Consider the following 17,346-nt stretch of genomic DNA (forward strand, 5'->3'; position numbering starts at 1 on the left):
TGCTATGCTACTATTATATAGTATAGTAAGGTGTCAGCTCTGTTGCTGAGGAGACTCCTTACTTACCTAACGCACTGTGCGATCTTTGGATAGGAGCGCATGGCACGCTTAGCTCTGGACTTACTCTGCAAGTCTTTCTTGAGTGTGATGGTCATGGCGCAGATAGGAGGATTCTCGTAGTCTCTGATGGCGACGACGCATTGATCTCCCTGAGCGTTGTAGACCTCGACCTCTTTGTACTCCGTGATTTTGTAATTCTGGTCAAATCCGTTGGCCTTGAGATAGCTCTTCAGCTCTTCGGACTCTAGGTCATCCTGACTACCCACACATAGTAGGCGACAGCTGATGAAGACGGGTGGAAAGAGCGGTGGCTCTAGCAAGTAGCTTACGTACTCTATGTTGCTCTTGGCGATCATATCCTCTTTAGTGTTGAAGTAAAGGGTGGTCCCTGTAGAGGACTTCTGATCGTCGTAAGTACGTAGTCCGAGATTGCTCTCGAAAGCCTTAATCTTGTCAGGATCGAGTGTAGCAAAGTCTGTCACAGAGGGGAAGTCCTTAGCATCGGTCAGGATAGCGTGCTTGGTCTGGATAGGATCGGGTGGTAGCTGCTTGGCAAACTGTACGTATAGTATGCTCTTGAGCTTAGGATTGGGGTCATTGTAGATAGTTACGGAGACTTCAGGATCGCTCTCGCAGACAGCTACTAGAGCTTTCTCCTGACGATCATCGACAGCGACGACAGTCTCCTTGAAGTCCTTAAAGCCTAGCTTGTTGAGCATAGCCTTCGTGCGTGGACACTCATCTAGATTCTCCTTGCTATAGCCTACGATGTAGTCGGCCACCCCTTTAGCACGTAGTCCGTAGAGAACTCCAGTGATGGTTGTGAGGTTGGTATTGACAAAGCCTAGGAAGTTCTGATGATTGGTGAAGTCAATGCCTTGCTCCGTACGTCCTAGAGCCTTCTCGTAGGCTAGGACCTCTGGGTCTGTGATGTGTAGCTCTTTGTTGTACTTAGCAGAGAACTTCAAGAGAGGCATCTCCTGCTTGATGTTCGCTGGGTCGTCCTCTACGATGACCGTACAAGTTGCGCTCTTGTCATTGGCTTTCAGCGTGATGGTAGCATATCCCATGAGGAGACCTGTCACCTCGCCAGTCTCACTGACCGTGGCTACTTCAGGGGTGTCAGACTCAAAGGTGACGGTCGTCTCCTGTGGTGTGACGGTGTAGCCGATAGTTGCTTTTTCGCCCTTCTGGACTGTGATCTCAGGCGTTGTAATCGTTAGGACAGTCTCGACGGGAGCCTCCTTAGCGACTACCGAAACAGGACAGGTAGCCTGCTTGTCTCCGACATGTACAATGATGCTAGTCTGCCCCTCCTTGACAGCCTGTACGACCCCTTGCTCTGTCACAGTGGCGATCTCTGGCGACTGGCTCTCATACGAGATGGCGAAGGTCACATCCTTAGGCTCATAAGAGACCTGCAGAGCCTGCGTATCCCCTACGTGCATTGTGATTGACTTAGGTTCTACTGAGATGTTCGTTGGGGATACATCTGGGCTGTTTGACTGGCAACTAGCGACTCCAAGGAGGAGTGCCAGTGTAGCGATTAGATAGGTGATCTGTTTCATAAACTATTTATTGATAGGGTTAAGTTGTTAATGTTACGTATTATGTCTCTTCTCGGCGGAAAAGCTACTGCCCATACATACGCTCTACTCCCTATGGGTGTATGAGTGGATAGCGATACTTGCTAGAGCTTAGCGGATGATGATGGGACGTCGTATGATCTGACCATCAGGTGCTGTGATGCGGGCTAGGTAGCGCCCGGCGGGAAGCTGTGCTATGGTCATCGTAGTCTCAGCACTAGTCGCTTGAGTCGTAGCTACCATTGTCCCATCGCTGGCGAAGAGCTCGATAGTGCTACCTACGACCGTTCGGACGGTAATGAGGTCGGTAGCCGGGTTGGGATAGAGCGATGTCTGGATCGTGTGTGTAGGTGTCTCGACCTCTGTTGTCGATCCGTCCATCGTCACTCGGAGCTGGTCTACAGCGATGCCACTAGGCCCGTTAACGACGGGTATTAGTGAGAGGTAGATGGTCTTACCCTTGTAGGCCGAGAGATCTGCTTGGATTTGCGTCCACTCCTCGGTGGCGGTCTGAGGCACCAGTAGCTCTACGGGTGTGCCGCCTGGCTCAGAGACCATCACTTTGAGCCCGTCCGTCTTTTCAGCCCATAGGAAGTTTTTGATATAGCAAGAGAAGGTGGGGCGGGTCGCATTGACCTCAATGACCATGGGGGCTGAGCGTAGCTCATTCTGAGGAGTGATGTCGTAGCCCTGTAGACGATCGTGATCGTCCATAATCACGGGGAAGAATGTACCCCAAGAGACAAGACAATCGTTACTATCCTCAGCGCCCGTAAAGGTCTCCGCGGGAGAAAGTCTAACGCGCTCATAGTAGCCACGTCCTAGCGCTGAGTCAAAGGCGAATCCGTCTCCATCATGATCTACGGAGCGCCACCCCTTGTCGAGCTTGTCTTTATGGTCCATAGGAGCGAAGAAGGGGTAGCTGGATATGGGCTCAGAGACGGACACGGCGACACGCTCGCTTGTCGTACCGTTTTTGTTGGTTACGCTTACTGAGATCTCATAATCGCCGACATGCTGTGCGGTGACTTTGTACTGTGTGTCACTGATCTTCGTGACGCTCAGACCTTCAGGCGCATTGTGTTCGATAGAGGTGATGGGTGCGACACTGGTGTAGTGCAGGGTTAGCGTGGCAGACTCACCTAGATAGAGATCTGTCATACCAGAGAAGCCCACCTCCTCAGGCTTGTCATCTTGTGTGGGGAAGAGGGTGAGCATCTGCGTGAGCATCTTGAAGTCATGGTCGAAGATCATAACACCCTGATCATTATAGTCATATATCGCATCATCGCAGTTAGCCCACTTCTTATTGGCCCCTATGAGTACGAAAGTAGGCCAGGAGGAAAAGTGTACTCCGAGTGTCCGGATAGCTAGCTCGCTATCCGATATGATGGGATAAGGTATAGGGTTGCCGTTGGTGTCCTTCGTCCAGTCTCCTCTCGTGCGTCCCGCCTTATAGGTGAGCGTGTCACCCTTGATCGCTTCGATGGGCTCATTTGCCGCCTCTACCCAGAAGATCTCAATCTGGTTGGTCCCATTAGGACCAAACGTCTCATAGATCTTGTCCAACACGCCAAGCTTATGTATAGACCAGCAGGGGCTACACCAAGTGGCTGAGAAGTCTATCAGGATAGCCTTGCCAGACTTAAGGATAGCATCGATGTCGTGCTCCTCGCCATTGATGTCCTTGACGACATACTGAGAGGTGCGGAGGTCGATCAGGTCATCAGCTTGCTCTGCTCGTAGTGGTGTAGTCCCAACGAACTGCGGGTTACTATTTGCGAGCTGTTGCTGTGCCGTAGCCGTGGTCACTGGCAGGAGCATACCTCCAATGAGCGAGAGGCTTAGAGCTAAGCGTGTGATTAAGTTCCTCATAAGTTATACAGCTTGATTTGAATGTGCGAAAGGGGAAACTCTAGTGTGACGTTGTGATGTGCCTAGCGTCATCGAAAGCAAAACTAAGCAATATATTTATAAAAAGCAAACCTGAAAATTCCGCAAATCGGCCGTACATTCCGCCCACTGGTGCGATTTCTCGAGGAAGATGTTTTTGATAGCTTTATCGGGTGGCTTATAATTTAGGCGTTTTGGAGGCAGACCTAGTGGATCTCCACGTGGAAAATCGCGAATATCCACGTGGAAAATAAAAATTCTCCACGTGGGGAAGAAATAAAACTTCGGAGGAATCAAATGAAACTTCGGAGGAATCAAATGAAACTTCGGAGGAATTTTTTCTTTCCTACGTGGGAAATGTCCTCTTCCTGAAAAAAGTACACAGTTGGGGAGGTGTTACTGAGATGGTACACGGGTTACTTTTGTTAGTCCTGTGAGTGTACTCATTTGTTAGTTTTGCTCCTGCTGGGGTACACGACTTGTGGTCGTTTTTACTGCGGAGGTACACAAAGATAGGTCTTTGTGTGGAGTTAAGCGGCATGAGCTCGGAGATTTGAGGCTCAGAGCTTTGGGAGAATTGTTCTTAGATGTCTGTTTCTTAGAGGGTTGGGTGGTTAGAGGGTTGGGGTAATTTGGTATGAGCATCTGCATCGGAGTCTTCTTGTTGATGGCTCGATGAGGTCGCGCTGTGTTATAGAGAGCAATCGTTTGAGAGAGGATCTCTCGAACTTGATCTATGGGCTTATCCTCGAAGTTGTAAAGCCAGTCGTTCTTGATGATCCCGTTAAGTCGCTCAGCCATAGCGTTGTGAAGGGGGTTTCCGGTCTGGGTGACGCTGGTTACGATGCCTAGGCTGGCCTCGTAGTCGGTCATCTGCTTGGAGACATATTGACAGCCTCGGTCGCTATGGAAGATGAGCCCTTTGAGGTCAAAGCCATGCTTCTGATAGAAGTCAACGGTCTGTCTTAGTGCGTTGTAGGGACCCTCTGTGGAGAGCGTGGGCTGCAGGTCAAAGCCGGTGATGATGCGGCTATAAGCGTCCATCGTCAGGGAGAGATATGCGAATCCCCCTAAACATTTGACGTAGGTTATGTCTGAGACGGTGAGCCGGCAATGGTCGGTGGCTATGTACTTAGGGGTGGTGTTCAGGTGGTCTTGGAAGCCGTGATTGACCACTCCCTTGGTCGTCTGGGGTGGACGCTTGCGCTTGCGACTTCTTAGTAGCATATCGTTGGCTCCTAAGACTTTGTACAGCCAGTCTCGACCTACTTGAAAGGTCCCTTTGAAGTATTCGTTGGCACACTGCTGGATGGTGTCTACGCCTGCTTTGGGGAGCTGACCGCGCACATACTGGCAATAGTGTAGGACGGAAGCTACTTTGACATCTTCGTCTTGCTCGGTGAAGGTGTGCTTGTAGTAGCCTTTGCGGCTGACTTCTAACAGCTGACAAAGGTAGGTTATGGAGAGCTTTTGATCTCTCTCTTTGGCGGACTCAAGCTGTCTCACGGCTGCAAATCGGTCTTTTTTTTTAGATCAATGTGGTAGCGATTCAAGACCACTTCGAGTAGTGTCTTGTTGACTAATGCCTTGCTCTCAGCCTGGAAGAGGGCTGCTTTGAGACGAGCGTTTTCACGCTTGAGTTCAGCGTACTCTGGATCTACGTCTTTGTTCTTGTTTGTCTTGCTCATAGTGCTACTGCTGCTTTGGTTGGGTAACTCTACACCAAAGGTACGCAACCAATTTCGAATGGTGCGTGTGGTAATGCCGTAGCGCTGGCTGGTGGTGGCAATGCTGTCACCGGTGGCTAGGAGGTCGTCAATGACTCTCCACTTGAAATCTAGGGGATATCCCTTTCGTCCTCGGGTACTTTTTTCTTGTTTCATAGTTGTTGGGGTTGGCTTCCCCAACTGTGTACTATTTCAGGAGAGGACAAAATAAAAAATAGCCACGTGGAAATTTGGAATTTTCCACGTGGCTATTGTGTATGACTCGGACGCTGTCCGATTACGATGACGACAGTCGCAGTGACTAGTCGAGGAGCTTCTGAGCCTCCTCCTGTAGTTTAGCCTTGCTCTGTGCACCGACGAGCTTGCTCACCATCTCACCGCCCTTGAAGAAGAGGATCGTTGGGATGTTGCGGATGCCGTACTGACTGGGCAGGTCGCTGTTTTCGTCGACGTTGACCTTGCCAACGATGATCTTACCGTTGAACTCCTCAGCGATCTCGTCAATCATCGGGCCAACCATCTGACAGGGACCACACCAAGTAGCCCAAAAGTCTAGGATCATTGGTTTGCCCTCAGCCATCAGACCGGCTATATTCGCATCTGTTATTTCCATTGCCATAGTTCTTGTGTATTTAGAGTTAGTATGAAATGTCTTCTATATATAGGTGGGGGGCTATCACTTAGCCGTCTGCACGGTACACTGGATCTGGTTCTTCTTGACGATCTCTAGGAGCCACTTGCCGGGCTCTATGCTGGGTGCATACATGGTGGTCGTGTAGGGTACCATAGAGGAGCAGAAGGTTATCTCTAGCTCCGTCTTACCGGGGTGATCCTTGATTGCGTTGCCCAGCTCGATAGCTCCCTCGAGGGTGTTGGGGCGGTCGAGTATCTCCTCCTCGCCGTCGGCGCCCTCTTCGTATGATCCAGCTGGGGTCGCATCTTCGCCTTGACTCAGATCGATCGTCAGCTGAATGCTCCTGAAGGCATCCTCGGTGATGTCTGAGAGGAGCTGTATGCTCTGCACAGAGCGGTAAAGACGATTCGGGTCATATCGGCTCGGCGTGACGCTCATCTTCGCTAAGATGGCTAGTCCTTCCTGCGCAAAGTTACCGAAATTCACGTAATCCTGGCCAAAGAGCGGTATCTCGCCAGTACCCGAAGTATCTTCGATCTGGATAATGGCGTAAGGCTCGTTTCTCTTGCTAATGCCTTGACGCACCTTGGTGACTAGACCAGCGCAGGTAAGCTGCGTGAGCCCTAGCTCAGCAAACTGGTCTAGCTCGGAGGCGGGACAGTTGCAGAGATACTCGATGATAAAGGCGTAAGGATCTAGTGGGTGTGCGCTCAGGTACATCCCTATATAGGTCTGCTCCTTGGTCAGTCGCTCTAGATGGCTCCACGGCTCTACATCCTTGGGGGGCAGTGGCTTGGGAAGCTTGACACTGGGATCGCTATCGCCAAAGAGGGAGGCCTGGACCTGTGTGCGTTCGCTCTCGAGGATCTTACCGTACTGCATGAGTGCTGTGAGGAAGGTCTCATCCTTGCCATAGGAGAGACTGCTCACGCCACTCTTAGCAATGGGTGCGAAGTAAACCTCTCGCTCGATGCCAAAGTTGTCGAAAGCGCCCGACAGTATGAGCGCCTCGAGTGCACGTCGTGAACAATTGCTCAGGTCGGTGCGCTGGAAGAAGTCGTACACGTCTTGATAGGCGCCATGCTCCTCGCGCTCCTGTATGATAGCCTCCGCGACAGATAGCCCCACGTGTGAGATGCCTCCGAGACCAAAGCGTATGACACCCTCTTTGTTTGCCGAGAAAGCAGTAAAGCTCTCGTTGACGTCTGGCCCCTTGACCTCCAGACCCATATGCTGCACCTCCTCGAGATACTTAGTGAGCTTGTCTGACTTGCTCTGGTTGCAGGTCAGAAGTGCTGCCATAAACTGTGCGGGGTAGTGCGCCTTGAGGTAGGCGGTCTGGTAGGCGACCCATGCGTAGCAGACGGAGTGACTCTTGTTGAAGGCGTAGCTGGCAAACTTCTGCCACCCGTCGTAGATGCGCTCGAGCGTGTCACGAGGATGTCCCTTGGCGACACCGTTCTCGACAAACTTGATGCGGTACTTAGCCATCTCCTTTTCCTTTTTCTTACCCATCGCCTTACGCAGGCTATCGCTGTCGCCTCGTGTGAAGTCGCCTAGCACACGAGAGAGGATCATCACCTGCTCCTGATAGACGGTGATGCCGTAGGTGTCCTTGAGGTAAGGCTCCATCTCGGGCAGATCGTAGGTGATCTCTTGACGACCGAGCTTGCGCTCGATAAAGGTGGGGATATTGTCCATAGGCCCTGGGCGGTAGAGCGCGTTCATAGCTACTAGATCCTTAAACTCGGTGGGCTCTAGCTGCTGCAAGTACTTGCGCATGCCTGGGCTCTCAAACTGGAAGGTGCCGACGGTGTCACCGCGCGAGTAGAGTTCGAAGGTCTTGGGATCATCGACAGGGATCGTGTCGATGTCTAGGTCGATGCCGTAGCTCATCTTGATGTTTTGCAGGGCATCGTTGATGATACTGAGGGTCTGCAGACCGAGGAAGTCCATCTTGATCAGTCCCGTGGGCTCGATCACCTTACCCTCATATTGCGCGACCAGCTTGCGCTCGTTGGTGTCTGGATCGATGGCTGTCGAGAGCGGGACGACATCGCTGACGGGCGGCCCGCTGATGATGACACCGCAGGCGTGTACGCCCGTAGTGCTGGCCGTGCCCTCTAACTGACGGGCATAGCGGATCGTATTGGCTAGCTGCTCGTTTTGACTAACGGATGCTTCGCGAAACTCTTGGTTGTTTTGCACCATCCAGTCTAGGGTGAGGTGCTTGACCCCCTCGGGTGCTCTGTCGGGAATGAGTTTGCAAAGCCTATTGGCTTGGTCTAGAGGTAGCTCCTCGACACGTGCCACCCCTTTGATCGCACCTTTGGTAGCCATCGTGGTGAGCGTGATGATGTTGGAGACATGATCGCGGCCATACTTATTGGTCACCCACTCGAGGACACGCCAGCGGTTCTTATCGTCAAAGTCGATGTCGATATCTGGCATGGAGATACGATCGGGATTGAGAAAGCGCTCGAAGAGCAAGCCGTACTTAATCGGCTCAATCTGAGTGATAGACAGACAGTAAGCGACCGCAGAGCCGGCAGCAGAACCACGACCTGGGCCGACACGCACTCCCAGCTGTCGGGCTGCTGCGATGAAGTCCTGCACGACGAGGAAGTAGCCTGGGAAGCCCATGTTCTGTATCACGCCCAGCTCCATATCGATGCGCTCCTGCACCTCTGGAGGAACGGGGTCGCCGTAGCGCTTCTTGGCACCCTCGTAGGTGAGGTGGCGCAGATAGTCGTCTTCGCTAGCAAAGCCCTCGGGAAGCTCGAAGTGGGGCATCAGCGGGGCGTGATCGATGCTGTAGTACTCCACCTTGTTACAGATCTCTAGCGTGTTTTCCAGTACGTCTGGATAGTCGGCAAAGAGTGCTGTCATCTCTTCGGGCGACTTGAGCCACTCCTGCTTGGTGTAGCGCATACGATTGGGGTCGGAGATAGGCGAATTGGTCGTCATACAGATCAGGTGATCGTGCGCCTCGGCATCTTCCTCGTTCAGGAAGTGGGTGTCATTCGTCGCAATGACCTTGATGCCCAGCTCCTGTCCCATCTTGATCACCTCCTGAGCCACCTGCAGCTGCTTGTGGTAGGTCTCTTGCCCCCCCAGCGGATCGCTATTCGGGTGGAGCATGATCTCTAGATAGTAGTCCTCGCCAAAGGTCTCCTTGTACCATAGTGCCGTCTTACGCGCCTCATCGAGACGACCATGCAGGATATGCTGTGCGATCTCACCGCCGAGGCAAGCACTGGAGGCTATGATCCCCTCGTGATGCTCTGACAGCAGCTTCTTGTCGATACGTGGCTTATAGTACTCTCCATGCTCCCACGCTATGGAGACCATCTTGATGAGGTTGCGGTAGCCCTGGAGGTTCTTGGCTAGGAGGATCAGGTGGTAGCCGCTGCGGTCTATGCTGCGGGTGGGGTTGTCGGGATCTTTGGCATCTTTGTCCTTCAGTTCGAGCGATCGGCGCGCCACGTACACTTCGCAGCCCACGATCGCCTTAAAGAGACTCTGCTCGATCGTCTTGATCTCCCCCTCGATGCGAGCGATCTCATCAGCGTTGGACGCTTCGGCTTCTAGCTCTTTGATCTGCTTGCGGAGCGACTTGATCTGGGCGAGCTTGTCGCCGTTGATCTTATCATTGGCATAGTTGGTAAAGTTCTTGATCCCATACATAGCACCGTGATCGGTGAGTGCAATGCCCGGCATACCGCAGGCGACCGCCTTGTCGACGAGCTTCTCGACGGGTGCCATACCATCTAGTATAGAGTAGTGCGAGTGAACGTGCAGCGGCACGTACATACGTGTCCCAGCCGAGGGACTATGGGGAGTGTCGGGAGTGTGATTCATGAGACTGAGCGTGAGATATAAAGAGGCAAGAGCGAGCTGCAAGTCGCTCTCTCGGGCGCAACGATGCGATCGTGGATCCTCCCCACAAAGATACACTATTCGGCGCAAATGATCCCCGATGAGGACGCTATTTTAACCCAAGTTTGACGGGTGGTGCCGTTTGGGACTGGGCAGGTGTTGATCGTTTTGTGGCGCTGCACCTCTCTGAGCGCAGCCGTTGGAACAAACAGAGAGCGGGACCACCCCACCTTCGTGAGATGATCCCGCTATCGGTATGTTTTTTTGGGGGGGGGAAAGGTGCTAGGCTACTCCTCCTCTGGCGCTGACTCCTCGTCTTCTGACTCCTCGTCGTAGAACTTGAGTAGCGTGTTGATCTCCCTCTGTAGCTTGGTGTGAATCTTGTAAAGCTCTTCGACGGAGAGAGGCTCCTGCTCGTCAAGCGTGACCAGCTCCTTTACCTTTGCTGCGAGAGCCTGCTCCTTGGCCTGCTCCTTAGCGGCAAAGAGCTGATCGTTGTTCTGCTCCATAGCATTGTTGACAAGGCTCTCGATGAAGTCGTCGTTGGAGAGTAGCTGACCGAGACCAGCAGCTTGTACTTGTCTCATCACACCCTCTCTTACGATCTTGCGAACCAGCCCGTCGGAGACCTCAACGCCTAGCTGCTTGTTGAGATCAGCGACCATGCACTGGTAGCGTACGTATGGCATAACCTGGTTGATCCGCTCGTCGTACTCCTCCTGAGTCTCCTCCTCCGTTTTTTCGTTGAGTAGGAGTGCTAGGTGCTTATCAGAGAAGGGTAGACCCTGGATCTTCTCAACGACATACTTAGAGACGACCGTGGTAAAGATATCGTTAGCCATCGATGCGTTGCGCGACTCCTGCATCCGCTTTAGCTCAGCTCTGAGCTCCTCCTCGTTGGTTACCTCAGTCGTTGGTCCGAGCATCAGCTTAAAGAGCTTCTCATCGATAGCATGTGGCGTGTTGCGTAGGATGCGGTTGATCTTGATCTCAAAAGCGTTGGTGTGATCCTTGACCTCCTCCTGCTTGATCTGGAGGAAAGAGGCGATCTCGACCTCGCTACCATCATACGCCTTTTGGAGGTCTATGGTGAGTGTGTCACCCTTGTGAGCCTTTAGGATCTCTGCGCGAATCTCCTCATTGGTCACATACTGTGGCATGAGGAAGCTCTCCTCGAGTGCGATGCCCTCAGAGGCGTGCTCACCCTTGTCGTCTAGCTCCTGTACAGAGACGTAGAGGACATCTTTCTCCTGTACATCCTCTACCTCGTTGCGCTCGCCGGCACTCTCCTGAGCGTTGCTGATCATCTGATCGATCTCGGCATCGTCGACCTGGACGGTGTAGTAAGGGAGTGTCACGTTGCTATCGATCGTCTCAGGGAACTGAGGCAGTAGTCCCGTCGACACCTGTAGCTGGTAGTCGGTCTGCTCGGGCGTATAGCTATTGTCGTCTTGCTCCATGAGAAAACCTCCGATCGTCTTAATGCCCTGCTCCTTAAGGTAGCTGACTGCCTCATTGGATGTAGCCTTGCTGACAACGCTAAAGCGTACAGCCTGACCGTACTTCTTCTCAATGAGTGCTGCTGGGGTCTTGCCTGGGCGGAATCCTGGCGTTTCAGCCGTCTTGCGCAGATGCTTCAACTGATCGGTGACCTGCTCTTTAATTTCGTCACTGGTGAGCGTGATGTTCAAGAGAACCTGATCTTCCTTAAGCTCGTGTGATATGTTCATAGGACTAAGATGCTATATGCGTGTATATTCAGTTATAGGGAACAAAGGTACGAAAAAGAGATTAGAAGTTGGGGATTAGATATTAGAGGTTAGATATTAGAGATCTAGTGGCTCTAGTAGTTCTAGCCAATCGCTAGTGCTGGGCATTGAGCAGCGGCTGAGCGTACATCTGGAGGAGCTGCGTGCGTAGTTCGTCGGCACTGTAAGCGTCGGTCGGTGCTTTCGCAATCTGCTCCTCGAGGTAGCGAAGCGTCTTCTCCTTGTCAGCCTCGCTGTAGAGCTCCTTTGGGTGCGCTTTGTCAGGGTGAAGGAGGTCGTAAGCGATGTAGTTGATCGGGTAGAAGCGGTAATTGCTATGTAGCTCCGTGTCGATGATTGTGGCGAGGTGCGGGTAGAGCTGCTGCTTGGGGAGAGCTCGTAGCTCGGCTTCTAGCTCAGGAGTGATCAGCTCGTTGAGGCGCGTGCCTATGGCAAAGTGTACGCGTCCCTTGTAGCCGAGTAGACCTGTCTTCATATTGATCAGGTCCTCCTCGCCACCCTTGACATACTGCTCGTTGGGGTGATGCTTGCGCCAGAGGAGCTCGCACGCCTTGAGGATGTCGCAAGGGTCGTATTCGTAGCTGATGGTCGTGGGGGCGATGTTGACCCGCATCAGTTGGGTCAGAGGATCGTTGCTTTGTGAGGAAGCGATCATCTTGAGGACGCTCGGCTGTGTTTGGTCGCTATTGTCCTTGGCACGCCCCTCACGCTGGGCTATCCATACCGACTTGTGATCCTGCTGTATGCTCTGGTCGATAAAGGCGGAGAGCGCCTGAGCTGCTAGGAGCATCTGTCGGATCGGTAGCGAGCGACGCACGACAAAAGAGTCGTTGAGCTTGACCACCGCCTCGATCCATGGCCTGCCGAAGAGGTTGTCACCAATAGCGATGCGTGGCATCAGATAGTTGCGCTCTCGCATGACTAGATTGAGAAATGCGGAGTCTAGTATGATGTCTCTGTGATTTGTGACAAAGGTCGTGGGCAGATCCCCTCCTAGTCTACTGGCTCCGCTAAGGGATACGGAGAAAGTGGTCTGCTTTGCTAGTTTGACCACGAGGGGGTAGGAGATGAGTTCCTTAAAGGCATCAACACTCTGGATGCTCTTTAGGTGCTGTAGGAGCGCAGTCGTCTCATCCTCCGAGAGCAGTGCCGATAGAACATAATGTAGCTCAGGCTGGTTGGCTAGCTGGGCAACGACAGCTGGCACCTCCTCGTCGAGGTAGGGACGTATAGAGTCGTACTCGTACGGCTGTGGGGCTGTGTGTGTGGTCATGATAGTTTGCTCTTGATGATACGTGTGATGAGGTCGCTCAGCTGTAGACCAGCTGCACGTACCTGCTGAGGAATGAAGCTGGCCTCCGTCATGCCTGGGGTCGTGTTGACCTCTAGAAGTGTGGGTATGCCGTCCGCCTCGATGATGTAGTCTATACGTACGAAGCCGTAGCAGTCTAGTAGGTGGGCGATCGTCAGCGAGGTCTCCTGTACGCGCTGTGTCTGCTCTGGCGAGATGCGTGCGGGGGTTATCTCGTCGCTCTTGCCGTAGTACTTAGCGTCATAGTCGAAGAAGGTGTCGTGCGCCACCACCTCTGTGACAGGCAGGGCAAAAGAGTCGTCGGGTAAGACCACGCAACCGCAGGTCACCTCGGTGCCGACGATGCACTCCTCGATGAGGACATCGGGTGCCGCTGTGTAAGCGTCTGCCACGGCTGTGGAAAGTTGCTCCCACTGGTCAATGCGTGTCGTGGCGATGCTGGAGCCGCCTGTATTGGGCTTGACAAAGAGTGGCAGACGCAGGCGAGATTGGATCAGTTCTTGCTCTTCGGACGAGAATTCTCTAGTATGATTGCGAAGGCAGTGGGAGCGAGCGATGCGCAAGCCGTGATGCGCTAGATAAGCGTTGCACGCCTCCTTATTAAAGGTCAAAGCCTCGCAGAGCACTCCGCCTGTCGTGTAGGGTATGCCGAGCATATCTAGGTAACCCTGTAGGAGGCCATTCTCTCCAGGGGTGCCGTGGATGGTAATGTAAGCTAGTGCGAAGGTTACTTCGGCCGTACCAAAGCGTGCAACTAGCGCATGATCTATCGTTCCAGCCTTCCCCTCAGCATCGGTCACGCTCCATGCGTCTCTTGTGATGGTGACTAGGTAAGGGGTGAAGAGGGTTTGATCGATCTGCTTGAGGATCGTCTGGGCACTACGCTGCGAGACCTCCGCCTCGCCAGAGTATCCGCCACAGATGATCGCAATATTGGGTTTGTCCATAGGGTATAATGGGATATTGCAATGGTTCGTTTAGTTAGAGAGTTCGAGCGGTGCCACATAGCGTCTCCACTTGTCTATGAGCTGCCTCATATCGTCGGGTAGTGGTGCCGAGAAGTGCATCCGCTCACCCGTCGTGGGGTGGTCGAAGGCGAGGGTCTCAGCGTGCAATGCTTGGCGGGGGCAGATCTTGAGACAGTTATTGACAAACTGCTGGTAGGAGCTGGTGCGCTGTCCCCACAGGATCTGGTCACCGCCATAGCGCTCATCACCAAAGAGCGGGTGGTCGATAGACTTCATGTGAGCACGTATCTGATGGGTTCGCCCCGTCTCCAGTTCACACGCTATGAGTGTCACAAAGCCCAGTCGCTCTAGCTGCGTGTAGTGGGTCACGGCCGGCTTGCCTATCTCACTCGTCGGGGGATAGACGGTCATACGGGTACGGTCCCGCGGGTCACGAGCTATATTGCCCTCGATCGTCCCTTGTGGCTGGTCAAGCTTGCCCCAGACGAGTGCTTGATAGCGTCGTCCCGTAGTCTTGAGGAAGAACTGTCTTGCTAGTCGTATCTTAGCCTCCGTACGTTTTGCCACTAGAAGTAGCCCACTGGTGTCTTTGTCAATGCGGTGCACCAGTCCTACGGAAGCATCGTTCGGATCGTAGAGTGGGTCGTTACGTAAGTAGTAAGCGAGGGCGTGGACGAGTGTGCCACTATAGTTGCCGTGACCTGGGTGTACGACCATACCCGCAGGTTTATTGACCACCAGCAGCTGATCGTCCTCATAGACTATGTCAAGCGGTATATCCTCCGGCGTGATCGACCAGTCCTGCTTCGGATGCGCCAGCATCATTGTGATGGTCTCCAGCGGCTTGACCTTGTAGTTGCTCTTGACTGGCTCGCCATCCACCCAGATGAGTCCCGCCTTGGCGGCAAGCTGTATGCGATGGCGCGAAGTGTGTGGCATGCGATCCACTAGGAAGCGGTCGATGCGTAGCGGAGTTTGTCCAGGATCTACCTGCACACGGTAATGCTCGTAGAGCTCCTCACCGTGTGCCCCTGCGACCCACTGATCCTCCTCGTCAGTAGCGATGAGGTCAGCCTCTAGCTCCTGCTCCTCGAGGGGAAGTGACTCCCTATCGGGATTACATCCAGGACTCATCTTCATCAGGCTCTAGAATGTGTTTCGTCGAGTCGGTGGGTAGGACTTGTCCACCCGTTCCCGTGATCGAGTCGTAAGGCCCGAAGGCGCCATGAGGTATGCTGTCACTAGTAGCCACAGAGACTAGGAGTATGAGCGGCGTGGCGAGCGGTATGCGTGTACCGGGTGCAAGGGTCTGCCCTGAGGGCAGCTGCACGCCCATGACTAGGTCGTCAAAGGATCCTGCTACGTAACTGGGAGTGATGTTTTCGAAACCTAGGCTGACGAGACGTGCTCGTGCTTGTCGCTCGGACACATCGACGAGCGAGGGAATGATGCCGTTGCGAGGAGAGGAGGCGTTGAGCGTGAGGAAGATGATACGTCCCGCTTTGACCCGACTACCCGCCTTAGGGCTTAAATCATAGACAGCCCCCTTGGGTACTTCTGTCGTGTAGACTGAGTCGATCACCTCGTAGCGCAGGTCAGCTTTGTCCAGGAGCTGCACCGCCTCGCTCGCAGGGAGACCATATATATTAGGTATCTCGACAGATGATCCGTGGCGTGTGAAAAGGTTCATCCAGACGAGCGCCAGGACGACGATGATGACTGACGCTAGGATCATCAAACCAATGTGAATCAAAAGAGAAGGACGTCGCATAGGGTATATCTATTAGCAGAGACTATGCAAAGGTAACGATAATTTGATAGTGTCGCATCATCAAGGTAAAGGTATCAGACGAATTGGGCTAATTCCTATTTTGAGGTGCTGGGGGAGAAGCCACACGCAAAAAACTAACTGAAGTGAATTGATTAACTTGCACCCCCAAATGAATGAGGAGAGCTTTTCGCCCTCCCCCTTACCACCTCAAATATGACTAAAGAACTAGATTGGATTGAGCTATTCGCTCCACAAGAAATTCTCCGAGACTTTAACTTCGAGAAGTTGGTTGAAGAAAACGGCATTTACCGCATCTTTATGGTAGAGAAAGATGACGCTGCCCATATCCCCGCAGAGTTGAAAAAAGAGGTCAACGGAGATCTTTCAAACATAGTCCTAGACGGCTATACGAACTACATTGAGTTGCAGACCTTCCCAGCTATGGGCAAGGAGGTCTTCCTCTACCTCAAGCGTCGTCGCTGGAAGGTAAAACAGGACCAGCGACAAGAGGAAAAGAGCTACTCCAACAGCTACTCATACAATGAAAAAGGCATGAAAGCGACCAAGGCTTTCGGCAATTTTTTAAAAGAAATTGATTGGGTCTAAGCCCACCAGTATCGGGCAAGTCGCCTACTGTATGGGGATGAGCTCGAAGAAACTCTTTCGCTGGTACAAAGATGTCTTGAGCGGATACAAAAGCCCAGGGCACCAACGCCATTTGCAGAAGACTGGAGCCTCACGATCTCTAGGGTCTTCTGCTAAAAGCCCTGTAAGTTCTGATCTAAAGATCCCCATTCTCAATGAGAAGAATATGGGATCCATCATCTGCATAGACGAAAAGAACATCAACGGGGATTGCTACACCATCGTGTCGAACCCAGAGACGAATAAAATCGTCCTGATGGTCAACACGCTCCGAGCCTCCCAGATCGTCTATCTAATGAGATCAAACATCTCCCAAGAAGCACTTTTCGCAGTCTCTTGCGTAACCCGTGATATGGCTCCAAACTACGACTGGGTGGCTCGTGAACTCTTCCCCAATGCCTATCAAGTTGCGGACAAATTTCACGTTGTCAAAAACATCATTGATCAAGTCCAGTCAGTAAGAATACGCTACCGCCAAGAGCTTCTACGCAAGCAACGGGAGCTGGAGGAGGCGAGTCGCAAACGGTCTAAACTGCAGCCCGCCCCCAAAATCCAGCAAGAGCTCAAAGAGTTCAAAAAAGAGCTGTCCAATGGAGATACCCAGCTACAGCTCCTCCAGCGCAGCAAAGGGTTACTACACAAGCTTCACAACGAGCAGACAGCCAGTCAAAAGCTACGCGCTCGGCTACTCTTTAGACTTTTCCCAGACATCAAAGAAGCGTACAAATTCTCCGTAGCGCTACGGAAGTGGTACCAACGTCCTATGCGAAATGGTACCTCCATAACACCCTCCCGACACCTGTTGGAGTGTAAGAAAAAAGCACTTCTAGAGATCATCACTAATCACCTCAGTAGTCCATGTGAAGAGGTCAAGAACATCGCTCACTTTATGGTCAAGCACATAGGAGAGATCTGCAACTACTTCCTCGGCTATAAGACCAACGCTTCAGCAGAAGCACTCAACCAGAACCTCCAACGCTTTATCGCCATCAACTATGGAACCCGAAATAGTGACTTCTTCCTCTACCGCATCGCCGTTCACTTCAGTTAGTTTTTTGCGTGTGGCTTTCTCCCCAGCACCTCAAAATAGGAATTAGCCACG

The 17,346-nt window shown here is 52.7% G+C and carries 13 protein-coding genes; 2 read left to right on the plus strand and 11 right to left on the minus strand.

Annotation, left to right across the window (positions count from 1 at the left end):
- Positions 1 to 62: 62 nt before the first annotated feature.
- The 11 genes from PORAS_RS03835 to PORAS_RS03885 form a co-directional block, all read right to left on the minus strand.
- Positions 63 to 1,628 carry an Ig-like domain-containing protein gene (locus PORAS_RS03835; RefSeq protein WP_013760236.1) on the minus strand — a complete coding sequence of 522 codons (1,566 nt, stop codon included), beginning with the start codon at positions 1,626 to 1,628 and terminating at the stop codon, positions 63 to 65.
- A 129-nt stretch (positions 1,629 to 1,757) separates the two neighbouring features.
- Complete coding sequence (locus tag PORAS_RS03840; RefSeq protein ID WP_013760237.1) at positions 1,758 to 3,521, minus strand: T9SS type A sorting domain-containing protein; 1,764 nt, start codon at positions 3,519 to 3,521, stop codon at positions 1,758 to 1,760.
- 468 nt (positions 3,522 to 3,989) lie between these two features.
- Complete coding sequence (locus PORAS_RS03845; protein WP_013760238.1) at positions 3,990 to 5,045, minus strand: IS3 family transposase; 1,056 nt, start codon at positions 5,043 to 5,045, stop codon at positions 3,990 to 3,992.
- Positions 5,042 to 5,422: a transposase gene (locus tag PORAS_RS03850; RefSeq protein ID WP_013760239.1), complete on the minus strand. Its 381-nt coding sequence runs from the start codon at positions 5,420 to 5,422 to the stop codon at positions 5,042 to 5,044. The genes PORAS_RS03845 and PORAS_RS03850 overlap by 4 nt, the downstream gene beginning before the upstream one ends.
- A gap of 145 nt (positions 5,423 to 5,567) precedes the next feature.
- Positions 5,568 to 5,885, minus strand: a complete 318-nt coding sequence (gene trxA, locus PORAS_RS03855) for a thioredoxin (RefSeq protein WP_004331359.1) — start codon at positions 5,883 to 5,885, stop codon at positions 5,568 to 5,570.
- Positions 5,886 to 5,942: 57 nt separating this feature from the next.
- Complete coding sequence (gene dnaE, locus PORAS_RS03860) at positions 5,943 to 9,761, minus strand: DNA polymerase III subunit alpha (RefSeq protein WP_013760240.1); 3,819 nt, start codon at positions 9,759 to 9,761, stop codon at positions 5,943 to 5,945.
- A 305-nt stretch (positions 9,762 to 10,066) separates the two neighbouring features.
- Positions 10,067 to 11,509 carry a trigger factor gene (locus tag PORAS_RS03865; RefSeq protein WP_013760241.1) on the minus strand — a complete coding sequence of 481 codons (1,443 nt, stop codon included), beginning with the start codon at positions 11,507 to 11,509 and terminating at the stop codon, positions 10,067 to 10,069.
- Between the two features lie 133 nt (positions 11,510 to 11,642).
- Positions 11,643 to 12,821, minus strand: coding sequence for a hypothetical protein (locus PORAS_RS03870; protein ID WP_013760242.1), 1,179 nt, complete (start codon positions 12,819 to 12,821; stop codon positions 11,643 to 11,645).
- A complete protein-coding gene (locus PORAS_RS03875; protein WP_013760243.1) occupies positions 12,818 to 13,807 on the minus strand; it encodes a D-alanine--D-alanine ligase family protein in 990 nt (329 codons plus the stop codon). Before PORAS_RS03875 ends, PORAS_RS03870 begins: the two co-directional genes overlap by 4 nt.
- Before the next feature lie 30 nt (positions 13,808 to 13,837).
- Positions 13,838 to 14,962: an RluA family pseudouridine synthase gene (locus PORAS_RS03880; protein ID WP_004331356.1), complete on the minus strand. Its 1,125-nt coding sequence runs from the start codon at positions 14,960 to 14,962 to the stop codon at positions 13,838 to 13,840.
- The gene (locus tag PORAS_RS03885; protein WP_013760245.1) at positions 14,946 to 15,599 is read right to left on the minus strand and encodes a PASTA domain-containing protein; all 654 of its coding nucleotides are present in this window, start codon (positions 15,597 to 15,599) and stop codon (positions 14,946 to 14,948) included. The genes PORAS_RS03880 and PORAS_RS03885 overlap by 17 nt, the downstream gene beginning before the upstream one ends.
- 213 nt (positions 15,600 to 15,812) lie before the next feature.
- Between PORAS_RS03885 and PORAS_RS03890 the strand changes: the two genes are divergently transcribed.
- Together PORAS_RS03890 and PORAS_RS03895 are read left to right on the plus strand one after the other, a co-directional pair.
- Entirely contained in the window at positions 15,813 to 16,205 is a 393-nt protein-coding gene (locus PORAS_RS03890; protein WP_013759848.1) for an ISAon1 family transposase N-terminal region protein, read from the plus strand.
- 37 nt (positions 16,206 to 16,242) lie between these two features.
- The gene (locus tag PORAS_RS03895; protein ID WP_245528033.1) at positions 16,243 to 17,295 is read left to right on the plus strand and encodes a transposase; all 1,053 of its coding nucleotides are present in this window, start codon (positions 16,243 to 16,245) and stop codon (positions 17,293 to 17,295) included.
- Positions 17,296 to 17,346 lie beyond the last annotated feature (51 nt).

Source organism: Porphyromonas asaccharolytica DSM 20707, assembly GCF_000212375.1.
GTDB classification, from domain to species: Bacteria; Bacteroidota; Bacteroidia; order Bacteroidales; family Porphyromonadaceae; genus Porphyromonas; species Porphyromonas asaccharolytica.